Below are 19,311 nucleotides of genomic sequence, written 5' to 3'. Positions count from 1 at the left end.
GATTAACGAAGACCGTCGATTCACCGGGGCGGGTGTAGCTTTTCACGTAATCGAGCGAGTCGAGTTCTTCGAGTTTTTTCTCGATCCGGTCAGTGACCTGCTTGAGGGTTTCTTCCTGGGTCGCGCCGGGCCAGCGGGTCTGGATCACCATGGTTTTGATGGTGAACGACGGGTCTTCTTCGCGGCCCAGGTTCAGGTAGGAGAACACGCCCATCAACAGCGCGACGAACATCAAATACCATACAAACGACTGATGCTTGAGGGCCCACTCGGATAAGTTGAAACTCCCTTTCATTGCGGGCTGCCCTCGTCAATTCTCACTTTCTGCCCCGGTTTGAGGCTATTCACACCGGCACTGACCACCCGCTCGCCGGATTTCACACCGTTGGCCACGACCACTGTGTCGTCGGTCCGGCTGACCAGGCTGACCTCCCTTGGGGCAACGGTTTGCGTCTGTGGATCGACGACCCAGATCCGTGTTTTCCCATCGACCTCCTGCAATGCGCTCGCCGGCAGTTCGAGGCGTGGTTTGATTTCAGAGCTGAGGGTCACGCTGATCGCCGTGCCGAGGTGAAAACCCGGTGGCGTATCAGTCAGGCTCAGGCGGGCACRACGGGTACGGGTCGCGCTTTGGGCCTGGGGTTCGATTTCGCGCACGATGGCGGTGCTGGTGATGCTCGGGTCCAGTTGCGAGGCGACCTGGAACACCACGTCGGCCGGCAAATCATCGACCAGGGTGTCGGGCAAGTCGATCACCGCTTCCTTGATGTCCGGCTGCGCCAGGGTCACCACTTGCTGGCCGGCGGTCACCACTTGCCCGGCTTCGGCATTCCACGCGGTGACAATGGCTTTGTGATCGGTGCGCAGCTCGACGTAGTTGAGTTGGTCCTTCGCCTGGTTGACGGCGGCCCTGGCTTGATCGAGGGACGCCTGGGTGGTTTTCAGTTCGGTCTGGGCGATGTCCAGTTGTGCCTGAGCGCCGACCCCGCGATTGAACAGTTCCTGCTGACGCCGGGCGTTGGCCTGGGCGTTGATGAGCTGCGCCTGAACACGCGCCAGGTCACCCTGGGCCGAGCGCAACTGGTTCTGCTGATCGGTGGGGTCGAGGGTGGCGAGCAAGGCGCCTTTCTGGACTTCGGCGCCGACATCGACATTGCGGCTGGCGATACGCCCCGGCACCCGGAAACCGACATTGCTTTCGTAACGGGCCTGAATGCTGCCGGCGAACCGGCCGAGATCCTCTTGATGGAGCGCTTTCACTTCCACAGACAACACCGGCCGCACCGGTTCTGGCGGCGCTTCTTCCTTGGAACAGGCGACCAGAAGTACAGCGGCGGACAACAGCAACAGGTGCTTCATGGTTGGGCTCCTGTGGTTGGGGTCTGATCGGTATTTTCGACGACCTCCACCCGTACGCCCGGGTGCAGCAACTGGCCGCCCGCGGTGACGACTTTTTCGCCACCGGTGAGGCCGGCGCTGACAATGACTTTGCCGGTCAGGTAACGGCCAACGGTGACCGTGTGCAACTGCGCCTTGCCCTCGGCGTCCACCAGCCACACGGCCGGGTCGCTGAGGTTTTTGGTCAGGGCCGCCCAGGGCAGTTCCACTGCGGTTTTACCCACTGGCTTGGCCGTGGCGCTCACCACCGAGCCGAGCTGCATGCCTTCAGGGAGACCGTCGAGGCTGACTTTGACTTGCACCGTGCCGGTCTGCGCGGACACCGCTGGCGTGACCTCCCGAACGGTGCCCGTGGTCTTGATTTTCGGATTGTCGAGCAGGCTGACCACAATCGATCGGTCTGACGGCGGTTCGGTCAGTAGCGATTCGTAAACATTGAACACCGCGTCACGCTCGCCATCCCGGGCCAGGCTGAAAATCGGCACCGTGGCCTGCACCACCTGGCCGACTTCGGCCTGGCGCGCAGTAATCACGCCTGGCGCATCGGCAATCAACGCGGTGTAGCTCAGTTGATCGCGGGCGTTGGCCAATTGCGCTTGAGCCGCGCTCAATGCGCTCTGGCTGCTGCGCAAGGCCGCTTGGGCGGAGTCGTATTCACTCTGGCTGGTGTAGCCCTTGGGCAGGAGTTTTTGCTGGCGAACGAAGGCGGCGGCAGTCTGTTTGACCCGCGCCTGCTCGGCAACCACCTGGGCCTGGGCCGAATCGACATTGGTTTGCAGGTCTTTGGGGTCAAGCCTGGCCAGCACTTGTTTGGCCGACACCCGGTCACCGACATCGACCATGCGCTGGATGATCTTGCCGCCCACGCGGAACGACAACTCGGTCTGGACTCGGGCCTGAACATCACCGGTGAGTGTCACCGCAGCGGCGTAATCGGTTGGCTTGACCTCTTGCACGAAGACTCGCGGACGGTCCTTCTCGACGGGCTTTTTTTCGCCACAGGCGGTCAGCAAGGCGAAGAGGCTCAGGCCAACCATTAATTTCAATCCGGGACCCGCCATGCAGACTCCTTTGCGTTGTACGTACGTGCCAGTGACGATACGACTGTGAGCTTAGAACAGGGTTCAACAGGTGCACGGGTTTGCTACGTACCTTATGGCCTGGGGACTATCCTGTGGCGAGGGAGCTTGCTCCCGCTCGGCTGCGCAACAGACGCAAACCTGCTATCTCGTTTTGCCTGACACACCTCGTTTAACTTTTTTGAGCCGCTTCGTAGCCCAGCAAGAGCAAGCTCCCTCGTCACAGACGATCACAGTCGCCGACGATAAGACAAACTGGCGGACCCTGCAGCAGGAAGCTCCCCATGCTCAAAACCCTCGCGGTGGCCAACTACCGCTCGATCAATAAATTGGTGATTCCGCTCGAACGGCTGAACCTGATCACCGGCCCCAACGGCAGCGGTAAATCCAATCTCTACCGCGCCTTGCGTCTGCTGGCGGAAACTGCTCAGGGTGGAGTGGTCAATGGCTTGGCACGCGAGGGTGGGCTGGATTCGACCTTCTGGGCCGGGCCGGAAACCATCACCCAGCGCATGCGCGCTGGTGAAATCCCGGTCCAGGCAACCATGCGACACGGCGTCAAGCGCCTGCGCCTGGGGTTTGCCGGCGAAGACTTCAGCTACTCGATCGCGCTGGGCCTTGCGGAACCGAGTCTTTCCGCGTTTTCTCTGGACCCGGAAATCAAAAGGGAATGCATCTGGTCCGGGCCGTTCTATCGCCCGGCCAGCCTGCTGGTGGATCGCGACGGCCCGATGATTCGCACACGGGCCGGACGCGGCTGGGAGGTGCTGTCCCAGCACACGCCGAATTTCGACAGCCTGTTCGATCAGGTTGGTAGCTTGCGTACCTCGCCGGAAGTCTTGCAGCTGCGTGAATTCATCCGCCGCTGGCGCTTCTACGATCACTTTCGCAGCGATGCCGAAGCTCCGGCGCGACAACCACAACTGGGCACTCGCACGCCGGTGTTGCACCACGACGGTCGCGACCTCGCGGCGGCATTACAGACCATCCGCGAAATCGGCGATCCCGAAGCCTTGCAGGCGGCGATCAGCGATGCGTTCCCCGGCGCGACGCTGAACATCGCACTGCTGCAAGGTGGCCGATTTGCAATCGAGTTTTATCAGGAAGGGTTGTTGCGGCCACTGTCCGCCGCCGAGTTGTCGGACGGGACGTTGCGCTATCTGTTGCTGGTCGCGGCATTGCTGACACCCCGGCCGCCGACGCTGATGGTGCTGAATGAGCCGGAAACCAGTCTGCATCCGGACTTGTTGCCGGCGTTGGCGCGGTTGATTATTCGAGCGTCCGAACAGTGCCAGGTGTGGGTGGTGTCCCATGCGCGGCGCTTGATCTCGGCATTGCAGCAAGACCCGGAATGCAATTGCATTGTGCTGGAGAAAGATTTCGGCCAGACCGGGATGGTCGGGCAGCGGATGCTGGATGAGCCGGTGTGGTATTGGCCCGACTGAGACACACTGATCGTTCCCTCGCTCTGTGGCGAGGGAACAAGCTCCCTCACCACAGGTGGGAACGATCAGCTGAAGCCAATCACCCCTGCCACTTCCCACCCTCGACAATCACGCTCTCAGGCCTGGTGTCGTCGCTCAGCTCTTTACGCACATACTGGTCGTACAGCTTGAGCAAAAACTTATCCTCACCCAGCTTCGCCAACTCCGCATTCACCCAATCACGCAGTTCGATGTTGCCCTTCTTCACCGCCGGGGCGATCGGTGCTTCGGCGCCCAACTTCTGCTCCAGTACACGGTAGCCCGGGTTTTGTTTGGCCCAGCTGAACAGCACCAGATTGTCCTGCGCATAAGCGTCGCCGCGACCATTGGCCAGGGCTTGCAGGGACTCGGAGTTTTTCTCGAACTTCAGCAGTTTCCAGTCCGGGTGATTTTTGGTCAGCCAGACATCGGCTGTGGTGCCCGTGGTCACGATAGTCGTGCGGGTCGCCAGGTCATCAAGGTTCTTCACTGAACTGGCCTGCGGCACCAGCGCCTGCACCGCCACCTTGAGGTTCGGGTTGGTGAAGTCCACCGCTTCCTTGCGCTCCGGGGTGACGGTCATGTTGGCCAGGATCAGGTCGACCTTGTCGCTTTGCAGGAATGGAATCCGGCTCGCCGGCTCCACCGCCACGAACTCGACTTTGTTTTCATCGCCCAACAGATCCTTGGCGAATTGGCGGCCAATGTCGGTATCGAACCCCACGTAGCGCCCGGCTTCATCGACAAAACCGAACGGCGGTTTGTCGGTGAACACGCCGACAATCAGCTTGTCCCGGGCTTTGATCTTTTCCAGGTAACCGGCCGGTGCGCTGCTGACGCTGGCGACTTTCGGCTTGGCCGGCTCTTCGGTTTTGTTGCAACCGGCCAGCAGCGCCAGGCCGAACAGCGGGAGTAGCAGCAGAGAAGACTTGGCAGTTTTCATGGCAGTTCCAATTCCTTTATTTGAGTCGTTTTGGGTAGTGCGGCGACGAAGGAGAACTTCTCCAGGAACTGCTGCGCTCGTGCGGTTTGCGGGTTCGTAAAGAAAATCTCGGGGGGTTGTTGCTCAAGGATGCTCCCAGCGTCCATGAACACGATGCGGTCGGCCACGGCGCGGGCGAAGGCCATTTCGTGGGTGACAATCAGCAGGGTCATGCCCTCGCGGGCCAGCCCCTGAATCACTTCGAGTACCTCCTTGACCATCTCCGGGTCGAGGGCGGCGGTGACTTCGTCAAAGAGCATGACTTGGGGGTTCATGCACAGCGAACGGACGATGGCGATGCGTTGCTGCTGACCACCGGAGAGCTGACGCGGGAACGCGTCGCGCTTGTCCAACAGGCCTACGCGCTCCAGCAAGGCTTCGGCCTGGGCACGGGCTTCGCGGCGGTCGCGCTTCTGCACTTTCACCGGGCCAAGCAGCACGTTATCGAGCACGCTCATGTGCGGAAACAGGTGATAACTCTGGAATACCATGCCGATCTGCTGACGCACTTCGCGCCAGTCGGTGCCCTTGTCCAGCAACTCACGCCCGGCAAAATTCAAGCTGCCGCTGTGAGCGACTTCCAGGCCGTTGAGGCAGCGCAGCAAGGTGCTTTTGCCACAGCCGCTGGGGCCGAGGATGACGATCACTTCGCCCGTTCTCACCTTCAGGTCGATGCCGTTGAGCACCTGCTGCTCGCCGAAAAACTTGTTGAAACCCTTGAACTCGATCAATGCGCTCATGCTTGCGTCCAGCGCCGCTCCAGCACGCGGGAAGCGGCTGACAGCGGGTAGCAGATGAAAAAGAAAAACAGAAACAGCGCGCCGTAGATCAGTACCGATTCGTAGGTGCGCTCGATGATCTGCTGGCCGACCTTGATCACGTCCACCACGCCGATCAGCACCGCCAGAGAGCTGGTCTTGATGATCCGCGTGTAGACGTTGATGGTYGGCGGCGTCATGCGTTTCAGCGCCTGGGGCAGCAGCACGTAGCCATAGAGTTGCGGGCCGTTCAAGCCAATCGACAATCCCGCTTCTCGCTGGCCGCGCGGTAACGAATGCAAGGCGCCGCGCACCACTTCCCCGACTTCGCTGGCGCCCCACAGCGACAGCACCAGCACCGCGCACCAGAAGCTCGGAATGCTCAGGCCGAAAAAAATCGGCAGGCCGAAGAACAACAAATACAACCAGACCAGCACCGGGATCGCCCGGAACAATTCCAGATAAACCCGCAGCATTGCGTTGAGCCATGTCGAATTCAGCGTGCGCAACACGCCGTAGAGCACCCCGCCGACGGTGCTGAAGGCGATGCTCAGGAATGAAATCGACAAGGTTTGTGCAGCGCCCTTGCCCAATTGCGGCAACGACACCATGAGCAACTCAAGACCCGAACTGGCCATGCTGGAGCCTCCTTTCCAGACGGCTGAGCAGCAGCGACAACGGCAAAAACAACAGCACGCAGATCAACGTCAGCACGGCGAGCATTTCGTAGGTTTTGTAATAGAGCGCGATGTAGCTCTTGGTGGTGTAGAGAATCTCCGGCACCGCCACCGCCGAGACCACCGTGGTTTCCTTGAGCAGGAATATGAAATTGGCGAACAGCGACGGCAGGCTGAGGATGCCGGCCTGCGGCAAGATCACGTAGCGCAGCAATTGCCCGTGGGACAAGCCTATTGAACGACCGGACTCAAGTTGCGCCTGGGGCACGGCATCCACGCCGGCGCGCAGGACTTCGGTGAGGTAGGCTCCGCCGAGAAAGGTCATGGTGATGATCGCTGCGGCGAAGCCCGAGACTTTGATGCCCAGGGCCGGCAAGGCGAAGTAGACGAAGAACAACTGGATCAGCAATGGCGTGTTACGCGCCAACTCCACATACAGCCCGACCAGGCGCTGCAGGTAAGGCGTGCGAAACACCAGAATCGTCGCGTTGATCAGCGCCACCAGCAACGAAGTGCCGATGGCGATGAAGCCGACCTGCAGCGTCACGCCAACGGCTTTGAGAAACGCCGGCAGGGTGCTGAGGATAAATGCGTAATCGATGGTCATTGAACATCCTGTACGCCGCTCGGTAAGCGACGATGGCGCAGTCCATGGGCAGTGGATAACCACCCGGCAGGCGCCAACTTTAAAGGTATAAAAAGAGGAATTTAAATACCGTTAAAGCATATTGATATCACGCAAAAAACTATTCTGCGGATTTGCGACGGCAGCGGGGGACGGTTATTTTCCTTTGCGCTGTAGGAGGGATCTTTTTTTCAAAATGCCCCTCCAAGGACGTGCAGCTTTTGGCCAGACTCCCCCGGCCGAACCATCACAAGGAAGAGAACATGGCTGACGTAAAAGTGACGCCGCGGCTGGATCCGCAGGACATCGTGAAATTGCTGGTGGCGCTGCGCAGGGCGTTGAAGACGCGGGTGGCCTGAAATCTTTTGATCTTGGCGCAATAAAAAACGCCGACGCTATAGTAGCCATCGGCGTTTGAAACCTTGAAGGGTTCGAGACTGCAATCAATCAGAACGCCGGCAGTACCGCGCCGCTGTATTTCTTGTCGATGAACGCCTTCACTTCCGGGCTGGTCAGGGCCTTGGCCAGTTTCTGGATGGCAACGCTGTCCTTGTTGTCCGGACGTGCCACCAGGAAGTTCACGTAAGGCGAATCGGCACCTTCGATCACCAGYGCGTCTTTAGCCGGGTTSARRCCCGCKTCCAGCGCGTAGTTGGTGTTGATCATGTCCAGRTCGACCTGRTCCAGMACACGCGGCAGCATSGCCGATTCCAGTTCCTTGAACTTGAARTTGTGCGGGTTCTTGGCGATGTCTTTCGGGGTGGCCAAAGCGTTTTTCGGGTCTTTCAACTCGATCAGGCCAGCCTTCTGCAGCAGGATCAGGGCACGGCCGCTGTTGCTGCCTTCGTTCGGGATGGCGATGGTTGCGCCGTCCTTCAGCTCAGCCAGGGTTTTGACTTTCTTCGAGTAGCCGCCGAACGGTTCGACGTGCACGCCGATCACAGTCACCAGGTTCGTGCCTTTGCCTTCGTTGAAGCTTTTCAGGTACGGCAGGGTCTGGAAGTAGTTGGCGTCCAGACGCTTCTGATCGACCTGCACGTTCGGCTGAACGTAGTCGGTGAAGACTTTGATTTCCAGGTCCACGCCTTCTTTGGCGAGGGTAGGCTTGATCAGTTCAAGAATCTCGGCATGTGGAATCGGCGTCGCCGCAACCACCAGTTTCTCGCCAGCCTGGGCCTGGCCCGCGGTCAGGRCAGCCGCCAATGCGGTGAACAACAGAACCTTTTTCATGCAGTGTCCTTATCGAAAATCACGGTCGTCATCGACGACGGCTAAATGTTTAGGTGCCAGTGAAGTGCTATCGCTGGCGTGACGCGGACGATACCGGGATTTTTTATTCCCGAACAATATCTTTTATTCACTTTCATATTCCATTTTGTTCATACAGCCCCCCTTCCATAAATCCATGCACGACCCTGCAGGAGCGCGACTTGCCCACTAAGCCGTCCTCCAGACAGACCGAGTTGTCTGATTCGCGAGCAAGCTTCGCTCCTACAGAAGCCCCGTCGCTTTGAGCAGGTCTTTCAAGGCCTCTTTTTCGGCGGCGGAGCCGCTGCCGAGGATTTTTTTCAGTTGCTGCTCGATCTGTAGCAACGATGCAGGCGCCTCGGGCAGATTCAAATGCTCCGGCAAAATCTCATCGCCCGTACTCACCAGCAGCGCAAAGTGAATGACGTTCTCCAGCTCTCGGGTGTTGCCCGGCCAACTGTGTTGCTCCAGCAGATGCTGCGCCGCTTCGCTGATCAGTGGCACCGGCAGGTCGAGGCGCTGGCTGTAGATGCCGAGGAAGTATTCGGCCAGCGATAAAATATCGCCCACCCGCTCACGCAAGGCCGGCAGTTCGAGCTGGCCCTCGCTGAGGTAGTGATAAAGCCGCTCATGGAATTTTCCGGCCGCCACTGCCTGGGCCAGATCGATGCTGGTGGCCGCCACCAGACGCACGTCCACCGGGCTCGGCTGGTGCGCACCGACGCGGGTGACTTCGTGGTTTTCCAGGGCTGCGAGCAACTTGATCTGGATCGGCAGCGGCAGGTCGCCGATCTCGTCCAGGTACAAGGTGCCGCCGTTGGCCGAGCCGAACCAGCCGGCACGACTGCTGGCCGAACCGCTGTAACTGCCGGCGGCATAGCCGAACAGTTCAGCATCGGCGTAAGTCGGGCTGATCGCGCCGCAATTGACGGACACGAACAACCCGCCACGATCACTGGCGCGATGGATGTGCCGCGCCAGCAGTTCTTTACCGCTGCCGGTTTCACCGCGAATCAACACTGAGATCGAACGTGGCGCCAGCTGTTCCAGCTCCTGGCGCAACTGCCGGGAACGCGGATCGACAAACACCAGCGCCTTGGCACGGATGCTCAGCGGGCTTTTCTCCGCATCGGGAAAGGTCAGCAATGGCTGACCGAAGGTTTCATGCAAACTCATGGCAGACTCCCGCCCAAAACCGCCGGGAGACGGGGGCGATTTTTAAAGAAAAAGAATGAGGTTCAAGCGCGGCGCAGGGCGTGCTGCTCCATGCGGTTCTGCAGCCGATAAAGGTAGGCAAAACCCTGCTCCCAGCGCCGGTGACCGGACTTCACGTTGATGTGCCCGGCCCCCGATAAAATCCCCGCCTCGGCGCCCCACTGACGCGCCAGTTCAAGCGCGCGTGGCGCGCTCACGGCGGCGTCGTTGTCAGAGCTGACGACCTGGCTCGGGAACGGCAATAAATGGGTCGGGATCGGCGCAAAGTTGCGTAGGGCCGGCGCGCAGGCCGGGCGCTCGACGTCCGCCGGCGCGACCAGCAAGGCGCCGCGCACTTGACGCAAAAATTGCAGCGGCGCGGTGGCTGCCCAATGGGCAACGGTGATGCAACCCAGGCTATGGGCGATCAGGATCACAGGCGTGCTGTCGGCGGCAATCGCCTCGGCCAACGCTGCGACCCAGTCTTCACGACGAGGCGTCAGCCAGTCGGCCTGCTCCACCCGCGCGCTGTTTGGCAGACTGTTCTGCCAGTGGGTTTGCCAATGATCTTCTGGCGATCCTTGCCAGCCCGGCACAATCAGGTAGCGAATTGATTCGTTGCGCATGGGGGAGCTCTCCTGCTGTGTGTCTGTTCCTGATCGAGTATAGGGAGGAGAGTTATATTCGCTAAGGAATAAGAAGCTATTTATTAAGACCAATATCGAATATGCGTTTATCCAAAATAAAAAAGGGGCCGCACCCTGCCAAGGAGACGGCCCCGGAAACTCAAAATCTGTTTGCGCTGATCAACAATCCTGAAGCCGATGATTGGCGAAATCGGTTATCCAATAAAGGAATATTTAATTACTTTATTAGACCTAAATCACATATACGAATCATCTTCGGCAATCGCCGACCCCTCGCTGCTTGCGTCACAACTTAGCGTCCCTTTGGGTCAAATTGATGACGAGCGTTTTTCGCCTTTGAGTTTCCGGGTGCCTTGCTCAAACCTGAGCGGCATGCACTTGACGGGGTTCTGTGGTCGCCTTGTGCGCAAATCGGTTCGCCCGTGCAAACGTCCCGAAATCATTGAACCGAACCCCCATCTCACGCATCACCTCATGCGCCACCGGCACCGTCATCTGGCGGATGTAAAACGGCTCCTTCACCACAAAATGATGGATCCCGTGGCTGCTGCCGAAGTTGAAGCAGAACGCCTGCAACGGCCACAGCCACCAAGGGTTCAAGACCTGAGTCTGCTGAATCACATTCCCCGGCTCGACGTCACCGTAGTAGTGCATGTTCGAGCTGACAAAATGCAGGCAGAACGTGCGCAACACGTTCGGACCGATGATCACCACGACAGCGATGTCGATCACTTGCATCACCGCCAATGTCGTCGCCGACCATTCGATGGGCGCCCCCGATAGATGCGCGATGCCGTTGGCGGCGTGAAAACCGAGGAACACATACCACGCCCCCCAATGCATCAGCGCCAGCGGTGCGTAAACTTTCAGGGAGCGCTTGAGGATGCTGAACTTGTGCGCCCAGGTCTTGGCCCGCAGCATGCGGATAAGCGCCGACATCACGTTGTCGCCAACCATCAACAGCCGCGCAAAACCCCAGCGCTCACCGTTGGTGATCGCCCGCTCTTCCATGTCGGCTTCAGTGCCGGACACCTTGTGGTGGTTGAGGTGCAAATGGCGGCGGATCCACGGATTGATGGTGCTCGGCCGCGCCAGCCACACCAGGCCCATCATCAGGTTATGCGGCACCCGCTGTTTGCGAAAATACATGCTGTGGATCAGGTCATGCTCAAGTTCATGGGTCAACGAGGCGAAGAACGCGTTGACCAACAGGCATGCCCACCAGGCCATGTATCCGTTGATATAGAGCACTGCCGACCCGATCATCCCGGCCAGGGCGAAGGCCAGGATGCCCGCACCCAAGGCGTCCTGATGGTTGAGAATCGGGTAGCTCCGACGCAACTCGACGCCCTTGGCCAATACCACCTGGCGAATATGCGCTGATCGTTGTGCTGCATTCAGTCGCTGGGGACTTGCAGAAGTACCGTCCATGCTTCCATCCTTTGGTTATTGATGTTCGCATCCTGCCCTGTGATGCTTCACACAGCGGTAGCCGTGAACGCCAACCTGTTGACCGGACGCGCCAATCGACATGACTGAACCGACCTCCCTCGCCAGCTGGACCCGCGCCCTGCGCAAGCAGCTCGATGCGCTGGGCCTCGACAGCACCGCCCTGTGCCGACAGGCGGGGCTCGATCCGCAGTTGATGGACGACCCGAACGCCCGTTACCCGTTGTCCGGCACCACACGCCTGTGGGAAATCGCGGTGCAGGTCAGTGGCGACCCGGCGATTGGCTTGCGGGTGTCGCGGTTTGTCAGCCCGACCACGTTCCATGCGCTCGGGTATGCGTTGGTGGCCAGCGGCAGCTTGCGGGAAGTGTTCGAGCGCATCGTGCGTTATCACCAGGTGGTCAGCGATGCGCTGGACCTGGAGTTGACCCGCGCCGAGGATCGCTACCGCTTCCGCCTGAAAATCCCCCAAGGCAACCCCGCGCCAGCCTTCGAAGCCATCGACGCATTCGCGGCGATTTACGTGCGCACCTGCCGTAACCGGCTGGGCCGCGACTACGCGCCGCTGGCGGTTTATCTGCGCCGTCCGGAACCTGCCGACCCGCATCAATGGCACAAAGTGTTCCGTTCGCCGGTGTATTTCGCCGCCGAGGAAGACCGACTGGAATTCGCCCTGGTGGATTTCGACAGCCACCTGGACGACGCCAACCCGGAACTGGCCGAACACAACGAGACCGTGCTCAAACGCACCCTGGCGCAACTCAAGCCCCTGACCTGGGAGCGCAAGGTTCGCGACGCCATTGAAGAGCAACTGCCTGAGGGCGAACCGTCGGCCGATCGCATCGCCGAAGCACTGCACTTGAGCTTGCGCAGCCTGCAACGACACCTGGCGGACGAAGGTTGTCGGTTCGATACGCTGCTCAACGAAAGTCGGGAAAACCTGGCGCTGCTGCACCTGCGCGACCCGCAATGCTCGTTGAGCGAGGTCAGTTATCTATTGGGATTCGCCGACACCAGCAGCTTCAGCCGCGCGTTCAAGCGCTGGACGGGAATGACGCCGGGGCAGTTTCGGGATGGGTTGCGGTAATAGATTCCCAAGGCGTGTTGAGATTTCCGGCCCCATCGCAATTTCTCAAGCACCACTGAAACCGCTACCGCCCCCGATCCCGCCGCAACAGCTTGCGCACCCGCTTCACCAGCTCGCTGACGGTAAACGGCTTGAGCAGGTAATCATCCTCATGCAGCTCCAACCCGCGCAACCGGTCCTCGATGCCGTCCGTGGTGGTGAGCAATAGCACCGGCGTATCGCCGAGCTTGCGGATCTGCTGCAGCAACTGCCAGCCGTTGAGCCCCGGCAGCATCACGTCGAGGATGATCAATTCATATTCGCCAGACTCGATGAAGCGCCGGCCGTCCATGCCATTGAGCGCTACATCCACCGCATAACTCGCTTCGCTCAGGCCTTTGGCCAGGAGGCTGGCGGTCTCGGGTTCGTCTTCCACTAACAGCACACGCATGGCACACCTCGATTGTCGTCTTCACAGGCTAGGCGCGTTCGTGGACAAAGCCCATCAATAAAATCGACAGCGCCTGCAAGTGCACATCAAACCACCGCCAACGCCCGCAACCGCCGCGCATCCAGAATCTCGATCTCGCCATACCTGAGATTCAGAATCCCCTGCCCCTGCAAGTCCTTGAGGATCTGGTTGGTGGTCTGGCGCGACAACGACAGCATCGACGCCAATTGCTCTTGCGGCAGTTGCAGAACGCGGCGCGGCAGGTCGATTTCACCATAGCCCTCGGCGATCATCAGCAAGCGATGGGCCAGGCGCGCCGGGGCTGGCATCAGGCTCAGCTGTTCGAGGTTGATGAAGGTCAGGCGCAGTTTGTGGCTCATCAGCAATGCCAGTTGCTGCCAGTACACCGGGTGTTCGTCGAGCAATGCCAGCAGCGCTGTTTGCGGGATGTGCAACAGAATGCACTGGCCCACGGCGTAGGCATCATGGGTTCGCGGCTGGCCATCGAACAGGCAGATTTCGCCGAACCAGTGCGGCGGTTCCACCAGGCTTAGCAGCGCTTCCTTGCCCTGCTCATTCACCGCGCCAATGCGCACCGAACCTTCAAGCACCGCATACAACCCGCACGGGGGATCACCGCGTTTGAACAGCAGTTGCCCCGGTGACAGCCGCCGAATCCTGGCGATTGCCAGCAGACTATCCTGTAAGGAAACAGGCAAGTGACTGAACCATTGCCCCGTCATCAGGCGCGAACGCCAAACCTGCATGTCCATGAAAACTCCTGGAGATTGTCGCCTGCCTGACAGAGCGAGAGATGAACCCGGGGCATCATCAATCACCCTACAGGAGGAATAACAATGAAAAGCCTCGTTGACCATCTCAGTCAATACGCCGCCTACCACCGTGATCCGCGCAATATCGCCAGCCACTTCGTGGGCATTCCCCTGATCGTCGTGGCGGTCGCGGTGTTGCTGTCGCGTCCGCAATGGGCCGGGGGCTGGCTGTCACCGGCAGTGCTGGTGTCACTGATGTCGGCGTGGTTTTACCTGCGCCTGGAACTGCGGCTGGGGGGGCTGATGACGGTATTGCTGGGTCTGTCGGTCTGGCTGGGGCATATGCTTGCGCAGCAGAGCACATTCGTCTGGCTTGGCGCCGGCATCGGGATGTTTGTGGTGGGCTGGGCGATACAGTTTGTCGGTCATCATTACGAGGGGCGCAAACCGGCGTTTGTCGATGATGTGACGGGGTTGATTGTCGGGCCGTTGTTTGTGGTGGTGGAAGCAGGCTTCCTGCTGGGGCTTCGGACCGAGCTGAAACGAGCCATCGAAGAACGCGCCGGGCCAGTGGCCTTGCGCAATCAACGCTCCGCCGCCTGAGAAAAAGAGCGGTAACGGATTGATACCGTTACCGCTCCAGGTTTCACAGCGTGCCGAACTCGACCCGAACCGTCAGTGCACCGAGGTTGTCCTTCAAACCCGCACCGTAGAGGCCTAGCAGGTCATCATTGATACACAACTGCAGCTCGCCTTGCTGGCCGGCCGGAATCTGCGCCAGATCGCCGATCAGGAAGGGAATGCCAAAGTCACCAACACGGCCGATCAAAGCACCTTCGGCGGCCCCCATCAGCGTATAGCCGAACTTGGCGATGTAGTTCGGATTGCCCTTTCCATCCACCCAATTACCCTCCGGGCTGGCGCACCATAAGCCAAGGACACAACGAGCCAGACGTGGAACCAGACCGTTGATCTGTACACCGGTGCCCTGCCAGGGCAGATTGGCCAGAACCTCCACCGTCGCAGCCTTCAGGTCGTTGGCCAGCGTATCCCCGGCCTGGAACGACAACGCAGCAATCGTCAGGCTCGGGTTCGAAGTGCCGGTGCTGGGGAAGACACCATCGCCCACCAGGAACAGGTTCTTGTGGTCCCAACTGCGCTGGTATTTGTCGACGACCGATTTGGTTGGATCATCGCCCATGCGATAGGTCCCCATCAGGTGTCCGGCGCCCTGGAAACTGTAGGGCTCATTGTCATAGGTGAACGTCCCGGGCGTGAGAGGCTTCGTCAGCTCCACCGCGCCGAGCAGTTCGGTGATGATGTGAGTCGCCAACTTCTTCGCCTGCTTGAAGCCCTCCTTGGTGTATTTGGACAGGTCATAGTGAATTTCCGGCCGGGGAATGCCGAGCCGGTCCTTGTACTCGGTCGACGGCACGATGTAACACGTGGGGTGATCGGGATCGTCCTCGACCTGCTCCACCAGAAACGCGATCCGGAACTGACGGATGAACAAGTCGTTGAGCTTTTGAACCAATGCTGTCCCATAGAGCACTTGCTGTGGTTTCAAGGCCGGCGGTAGCGGGTTGGTTTGACTGTGATTCGCCCCGTCGATGAAGTCAGCCACGGTGGTGTAAGGATCGGTGGCCGGCCAGTTCCAGCCCTCGTTACCGATTTCGATGCGCCACGCCGCTCGAGATGTGCGAAAGTCACCGTCACGCAAACTCTCGATGCCCGCCGTGGACAGAGGACCCCGGTACGGAAAAACCGCCTTGCCTTCAGGCATCAGCCCCCATGCCAGGTAGATCGGGTGATCGGCCAGGCTGCGTCCCACCTGTCCACTGCTGTTGGCCACACCTTTGGGCCAGGCATCGCTGACCGAGTTGAGCAATAACTTGGGTGTCTCGATGGCATGGGCGGCGATCACATAACGCTGCCCGATAGCGACGCCGGTTCCAGTGACCGGGCCGTCGCCAAGCTGATACTGAATGAATTCGATACCGTTGATATTGCTGTCCGCCCCGACGGTCACTTTGCTCGCCACGGTTCGGTACAACACCTTGACCTTGCCGGTGGCCAGGGCCTTGTTCATTGTCACTGTCGCATCGTACTTGGCCTGGATCGGACAGATCGGTGTGCAGTTGGTGTTGCCGGCACACACCCGGCGCCCCGCGTAAGGTTGGGAATTGCGCCCGGCGGGCGTCGGACTGACCACCAGCGGCAAGCCGTCGAACATCTGCCCCGTCACGGCCGTGACAAAACTGCCATCGACCAGCGACAACGGAATGCTATGCATCGGGAATGAATAACCTTCGGGAAAGGTCATGCCCAGATAGGCCTGGTCGGCGACATTGGCCGCCACGCCGATTTCCGCCTCGGCCCGGCAGTAGGCACTTTGCAGATCGTCGTAGCCGATAGGCCAGTCCACCCCGACGCCGTATTTTGATTTCAGGCGAAAATCGTTCGGCACCATGCGCAGACATGTCCCGACCCAATGCCAGGTGGTGCCGCCGCCGACCCGTTCATAGGTGCTGGTGAAGGGCATCGGGCCTTTCTGTACCAGATAGCTGATCGCCGGTTTGTCCCAGCCCAGGATCAAATCGGCGATGGTCGCACGCGGGGCGTTCTCGTTGGCCGGATCACGCGGCGTGTCCAGGCTCGTCACCGGTGGGTACGGGGCCTCGGGGGTTTTCAGCGTGGACGTATAGAAGCGCTCCAGGTATTGAGCACGGTTGGCCGGGATTTCCGGGCCTGATTCGAGCACCAGCACATCCACCCCAGCCATGCCCAGTTGATAAGCGATGATGCTGCCGGCCAGCCCCGCGCCAACGATCACTACGTCCGCTTGTTCGGTACTCATGACAAGGCTCCTTGCTGTCCGCTGGCGGGTACCCCGGTGTAATCCTCAAGGCTCGGCGGCGTGGTGTTCCAATAGCCGAAAAACATCTCGCTGTATCCCATGGGATGGGCCTGGGCAATTTTCCAGGCCCAGCTGTTGATGTAGGCCTGATCGGACACCACCATCGAGTCGGTCGATTTGTAGCTCCCGGTGGCATAGGGCTGATACCAGACACCCAACAACCACAGTTTCATGATTGAACGCGCTGCTCGGGCGGTTTGCGTGGTCGCCGGTTGCGCCCCATCCATCAGCACCGCCTGGGCGATCCGGTCCGGAGGCTCAAGGTCCGCCGCCATCGTGGCGTACTGAGTCAGCAAGGCGTTGAGCACATCAGGCGTGATGCGCGGCGTGATGAACTCGAGAAAGATCGGCGGCAAGCCCACCTGATCGATGGCCGGCGCCAGTCGATCAGCGGGAATGCCGGTGAGGGCCGATGAAAGGCCAATGAAGTTTTGCAGATCACTGCTCATGGCTGACTCCTTGTCCACCCGTGGACTGTGCGCGTTCAAGCAGGTAGGTGAAATCCGCGAAGCTGGTGCGCGGGGATTCGGTGACATGGGTGGCCGCATTGCCGTGACACGCCATGCAGCTGGAAGACGCCTGGGGCACGGTGCCCTGGATAYAGGTTTCCAGCGTGGCGTTGGCCAGGAACAAGGGCGCGGGACTGCCCAGTGGGTTGGTCGCCGATATCTGGCAATTGGGCTGTGGAGGGGCTGACGGCCACTGGGTGCTGATCAATTGATAGTTCGCCCACACGCTCTGCGGATTGACCGTTCGCARCAGGGCCTGGTACGTGGTGTTCAGCTTTTTGGTGGCGTCGGTCAGCGGCGCGTCACGCTCGATCTGCGAGGGCGTCGCCTTGACTGCCGGGTTCCACGGCCGTGGCGGAGGCTGGTTGACGTCGCTCTTGCTGTTGACGTTGTAGAACAGGTACGGGCCCACCCGCTGCTCAGGAGGCGTGGATTTCTCCGGTACGTTTTTCACATGTTCAAAGGTTGACCAGACCCACTGCGCGGCATTGGCGGTCTTATGAACGATGTGCAACCCCACCAGCCCGACCGGCTCGGATACACACGACTCCTCGACAATCGGCCCATGACTCGGATCGTTGTTGCCCGGTGTATAGACCAGTGCATCGACGGTGTGGAAATCCTGTCGGCGATCATTGGGGCCAAGCACTTTCCACGACGCCTTCACCATCACCGCACCGACCTGCTTCGTCTCAGCCGAGCCACAGCTGAAAGCCACGGCGTTGCTCGGGCTCGCTGCGAAAAACTTCTGCTGGCCTTCGATGCTGTACAGCCCGTTGTTGACGATCCCGTCGAACATCGATTGGTTGACCACGATTTCGTTGCGCGTATAGACGCCGTTCTGATCCACCAGCGGGCCACTCTCGAAGGGCTGGATAAACTCATTCAGCACATCGGGCACCTTCCCCATTTGCTGCAGGAGACGACCAGGCTTGAGCGACTTGCACGCTTCGGGGAGGGTTGCCGGGGCATTCCAGGGCAGCGGTGTCTGGCCCTTGGCCCGGAATATCTGGTAGCTCTCTTTCCAGCTTTCCCACACCGTGGCCCCATCCTGCTTGCCGATGGGGGTGCCGGTATTTGGATCGCCATTGTCCAGCGCCGGCCAGCTCAGGGCGATGAAGGTCTGCCACGACAAGTCATCGAAATCGGCCTGCAGGCTGGGCAGAGAAACCGGTTGGGTAACCGTGACATCAAAGGGTATCTGCGGCGACAGTGAGGGGGCGGCAATGGCGGACGAGCCCAACAAAGCGCTCAACAAGGCACAGCCAAACGGGCCATGCCGACTGACTTCCATTCTCATGCTTTATCTCCTTGGCATCAGGGCGCCAGGAGATAACACCGGTCCGTCATGGACTCTCACTGCCTCCTGGCAAGTCAGAGTCTAGGTAGGGTTTGAGGCAAAAAAATCACGGGGGTAGAACCGATCGAAGCAAGGTCAGTTGGTGTTATTACAGATTGGGTGGGGTGTTCTTGGAGACGCCATCGCGAGCAAGGACTTTGGGTTGCCGACAGAGTTTGTGGTCAACACCAATCCACTGCTGGAACGAGCCTGCTCGCGATGCTTTGGCCCTTAAATGTTGGCGACTTTCTGCCAGACCTTGGGTTTGAAGAACAACGTCTCACCCTTCGTCAATCCAACCAGGCTGTCGTGATCCTTCACCACTTCAGCTTCAATCAACTCGCTCTGGCCTTCGACCTTCAGCGTCACCCGCGTGGTGGCGCCCAACGGACGAATATCCCGCACTTCAGCGGCGTGGTGGTCTTCCAGTTCATGCCGCGACAGCGACACTTCGTGTGGACGGAACAGTACGTGCCGGTCTTCGCCCAAATGCAGACGGTTCGAATCGCCGAGGAAGTGATAGACGAAATCGCTGGCCGGATTTTCGTAGACGTCGCCCGGTGAACCGATCTGCTCGATCACCCCCTTGTTCATCACCACGATCCGGTCGGCAACTTCCATCGCTTCTTCCTGGTCGTGGGTCACGAATACCGAGGTCAGGTTGATGTCCTCGTGCAGCCGCGCGAGCCAGCGACGCAATTCTTTACGGACCTTGGCATCGAGTGCACCAAAAGGC

The 19,311-nt window shown here is 59.8% G+C and carries 20 protein-coding genes; 3 read left to right on the top strand and 17 right to left on the bottom strand.

What is annotated here, in order from left to right:
- The 3 genes from AC1DLB_RS02275 to AC1DLB_RS02265 form a co-directional block, all read right to left on the bottom strand.
- The coding region (locus AC1DLB_RS02275) for an efflux RND transporter permease subunit (RefSeq protein WP_477784550.1) at positions 1-295 on the bottom strand (295 nt) is incomplete at its 3' end.
- Positions 292-1,359, bottom strand: a complete 1,068-nt coding sequence (locus AC1DLB_RS02270; RefSeq protein WP_477784549.1) for an efflux RND transporter periplasmic adaptor subunit — start codon at positions 1,357-1,359, stop codon at positions 292-294. The genes AC1DLB_RS02275 and AC1DLB_RS02270, both read right to left, overlap by 4 nt.
- Positions 1,356-2,459 carry an efflux RND transporter periplasmic adaptor subunit gene (locus AC1DLB_RS02265; protein ID WP_026286661.1) on the bottom strand — a complete coding sequence of 368 codons (1,104 nt, stop codon included), beginning with the start codon at positions 2,457-2,459 and terminating at the stop codon, positions 1,356-1,358. Before AC1DLB_RS02265 ends, AC1DLB_RS02270 begins: the two co-directional genes overlap by 4 nt.
- 302 nt (positions 2,460-2,761) lie before the next feature.
- On the opposite strand from AC1DLB_RS02265, the gene AC1DLB_RS02260 reads away from it, so the two are divergent.
- Complete coding sequence (locus tag AC1DLB_RS02260) at positions 2,762-3,922, top strand: AAA family ATPase (RefSeq protein WP_477744100.1); 1,161 nt, start codon at positions 2,762-2,764, stop codon at positions 3,920-3,922.
- Between the two features lie 79 nt (positions 3,923-4,001).
- Here the strand turns inward: AC1DLB_RS02260 and AC1DLB_RS02255 are convergent, their stop codons facing one another.
- The 8 genes from AC1DLB_RS02255 to AC1DLB_RS02220 form a co-directional block, all read right to left on the bottom strand.
- Complete coding sequence (locus AC1DLB_RS02255; RefSeq protein WP_086944175.1) at positions 4,002-4,883, bottom strand: transporter substrate-binding domain-containing protein; 882 nt, start codon at positions 4,881-4,883, stop codon at positions 4,002-4,004.
- Complete coding sequence (locus AC1DLB_RS02250) at positions 4,880-5,662, bottom strand: amino acid ABC transporter ATP-binding protein (protein WP_477744099.1); 783 nt, start codon at positions 5,660-5,662, stop codon at positions 4,880-4,882. Before AC1DLB_RS02250 ends, AC1DLB_RS02255 begins: the two co-directional genes overlap by 4 nt.
- The gene (locus AC1DLB_RS02245) at positions 5,659-6,318 is read right to left on the bottom strand and encodes an amino acid ABC transporter permease (protein WP_018929350.1); all 660 of its coding nucleotides are present in this window, start codon (positions 6,316-6,318) and stop codon (positions 5,659-5,661) included. Before AC1DLB_RS02245 ends, AC1DLB_RS02250 begins: the two co-directional genes overlap by 4 nt.
- Complete coding sequence (locus AC1DLB_RS02240; RefSeq protein ID WP_086944177.1) at positions 6,299-6,964, bottom strand: amino acid ABC transporter permease; 666 nt, start codon at positions 6,962-6,964, stop codon at positions 6,299-6,301. Before AC1DLB_RS02240 ends, AC1DLB_RS02245 begins: the two co-directional genes overlap by 20 nt.
- Positions 6,965-7,429: 465 nt before the next feature.
- A complete protein-coding gene (locus AC1DLB_RS02235; protein ID WP_477784548.1) occupies positions 7,430-8,212 on the bottom strand; it encodes a MetQ/NlpA family ABC transporter substrate-binding protein in 783 nt (260 codons plus the stop codon).
- Between the two features lie 261 nt (positions 8,213-8,473).
- Positions 8,474-9,406, bottom strand: a complete 933-nt coding sequence (locus AC1DLB_RS02230; RefSeq protein WP_018929353.1) for a sigma 54-interacting transcriptional regulator — start codon at positions 9,404-9,406, stop codon at positions 8,474-8,476.
- Positions 9,407-9,468: 62 nt separating this feature from the next.
- Complete coding sequence (locus AC1DLB_RS02225) at positions 9,469-10,050, bottom strand: alpha/beta hydrolase (protein WP_064615794.1); 582 nt, start codon at positions 10,048-10,050, stop codon at positions 9,469-9,471.
- 378 nt (positions 10,051-10,428) lie between these two features.
- The gene (locus tag AC1DLB_RS02220) at positions 10,429-11,502 is read right to left on the bottom strand and encodes a fatty acid desaturase (protein WP_477744097.1); all 1,074 of its coding nucleotides are present in this window, start codon (positions 11,500-11,502) and stop codon (positions 10,429-10,431) included.
- Positions 11,503-11,602: 100 nt separating this feature from the next.
- Here AC1DLB_RS02220 and AC1DLB_RS02215 point away from each other — a divergent pair, with 100 nt between their 5' ends.
- A complete protein-coding gene (locus AC1DLB_RS02215) occupies positions 11,603-12,607 on the top strand; it encodes an AraC family transcriptional regulator (protein WP_019581709.1) in 1,005 nt (334 codons plus the stop codon).
- A gap of 64 nt (positions 12,608-12,671) precedes the next feature.
- On the opposite strand, the gene AC1DLB_RS02210 is transcribed toward AC1DLB_RS02215, so the two are convergent.
- Both AC1DLB_RS02210 and AC1DLB_RS02205 read right to left on the bottom strand, forming a co-directional pair.
- Positions 12,672-13,037: a response regulator gene (locus AC1DLB_RS02210; protein WP_019581708.1), complete on the bottom strand. Its 366-nt coding sequence runs from the start codon at positions 13,035-13,037 to the stop codon at positions 12,672-12,674.
- Between the two features lie 86 nt (positions 13,038-13,123).
- Entirely contained in the window at positions 13,124-13,810 is a 687-nt protein-coding gene (locus tag AC1DLB_RS02205; RefSeq protein WP_477744096.1) for a Crp/Fnr family transcriptional regulator, read from the bottom strand.
- 84 nt (positions 13,811-13,894) lie between these two features.
- On the opposite strand from AC1DLB_RS02205, the gene AC1DLB_RS02200 reads away from it, so the two are divergent.
- Complete coding sequence (locus AC1DLB_RS02200; protein WP_477744095.1) at positions 13,895-14,413, top strand: Mpo1 family 2-hydroxy fatty acid dioxygenase; 519 nt, start codon at positions 13,895-13,897, stop codon at positions 14,411-14,413.
- A 43-nt stretch (positions 14,414-14,456) separates the two neighbouring features.
- Here AC1DLB_RS02200 and AC1DLB_RS02195 read toward each other — a convergent pair whose 3' ends face one another.
- From AC1DLB_RS02195 to AC1DLB_RS02180, 4 genes are all read right to left on the bottom strand, one after another.
- Entirely contained in the window at positions 14,457-16,667 is a 2,211-nt protein-coding gene (locus tag AC1DLB_RS02195; RefSeq protein ID WP_477744094.1) for a GMC family oxidoreductase, read from the bottom strand.
- Entirely contained in the window at positions 16,664-17,176 is a 513-nt protein-coding gene (locus AC1DLB_RS02190; protein ID WP_019581704.1) for a hypothetical protein, read from the bottom strand. The genes AC1DLB_RS02195 and AC1DLB_RS02190 overlap by 4 nt, the downstream gene beginning before the upstream one ends.
- Positions 17,166-18,536 carry a cytochrome C gene (locus AC1DLB_RS02185; protein ID WP_477784547.1) on the bottom strand — a complete coding sequence of 457 codons (1,371 nt, stop codon included), beginning with the start codon at positions 18,534-18,536 and terminating at the stop codon, positions 17,166-17,168. Before AC1DLB_RS02185 ends, AC1DLB_RS02190 begins: the two co-directional genes overlap by 11 nt.
- 270 nt (positions 18,537-18,806) lie before the next feature.
- Positions 18,807-19,311: sulfate/molybdate ABC transporter ATP-binding protein (locus AC1DLB_RS02180; protein ID WP_477784546.1), on the bottom strand; the 505-nt coding region annotated here is incomplete at its 5' end.

This window comes from Pseudomonas sp. 05N434 (assembly GCF_056396965.1).
The sequence above is the reverse complement of the archived record's forward strand: the minus strand, read 5'-3'. Positions and strand labels throughout refer to the sequence as shown.

Excerpts from the sequence above, each read along its gene's own strand:
- AC1DLB_RS02195 (WP_477744094.1), bottom strand. The coding sequence starts at position 16,667 with ATGAGTACCGAACAAGCGGACGTAGTGATCGTTGGCGCGGGGCTGGCC.
- AC1DLB_RS02240 (WP_086944177.1), bottom strand. The coding sequence starts at position 6,964 with ATGACCATCGATTACGCATTTATCCTCAGCACCCTGCCGGCGTTTCTC.
- AC1DLB_RS02210 (WP_019581708.1), bottom strand. The coding sequence starts at position 13,037 with ATGCGTGTGCTGTTAGTGGAAGACGAACCCGAGACCGCCAGCCTCCTG.
- AC1DLB_RS02260 (WP_477744100.1), top strand. The coding sequence starts at position 2,762 with ATGCTCAAAACCCTCGCGGTGGCCAACTACCGCTCGATCAATAAATTG.
- AC1DLB_RS02225 (WP_064615794.1), bottom strand. The coding sequence starts at position 10,050 with ATGCGCAACGAATCAATTCGCTACCTGATTGTGCCGGGCTGGCAAGGA.
- AC1DLB_RS02190 (WP_019581704.1), bottom strand. The coding sequence starts at position 17,176 with ATGAGCAGTGATCTGCAAAACTTCATTGGCCTTTCATCGGCCCTCACC.
- AC1DLB_RS02215 (WP_019581709.1), top strand. The coding sequence starts at position 11,603 with ATGACTGAACCGACCTCCCTCGCCAGCTGGACCCGCGCCCTGCGCAAG.
- AC1DLB_RS02220 (WP_477744097.1), bottom strand. The coding sequence starts at position 11,502 with ATGGACGGTACTTCTGCAAGTCCCCAGCGACTGAATGCAGCACAACGA.
- AC1DLB_RS02265 (WP_026286661.1), bottom strand. The coding sequence starts at position 2,459 with ATGGCGGGTCCCGGATTGAAATTAATGGTTGGCCTGAGCCTCTTCGCC.
- AC1DLB_RS02230 (WP_018929353.1), bottom strand. The coding sequence starts at position 9,406 with ATGAGTTTGCATGAAACCTTCGGTCAGCCATTGCTGACCTTTCCCGAT.
- AC1DLB_RS02200 (WP_477744095.1), top strand. The coding sequence starts at position 13,895 with ATGAAAAGCCTCGTTGACCATCTCAGTCAATACGCCGCCTACCACCGT.
- AC1DLB_RS02250 (WP_477744099.1), bottom strand. The coding sequence starts at position 5,662 with ATGAGCGCATTGATCGAGTTCAAGGGTTTCAACAAGTTTTTCGGCGAG.
- AC1DLB_RS02205 (WP_477744096.1), bottom strand. The coding sequence starts at position 13,810 with ATGGACATGCAGGTTTGGCGTTCGCGCCTGATGACGGGGCAATGGTTC.
- AC1DLB_RS02255 (WP_086944175.1), bottom strand. The coding sequence starts at position 4,883 with ATGAAAACTGCCAAGTCTTCTCTGCTGCTACTCCCGCTGTTCGGCCTG.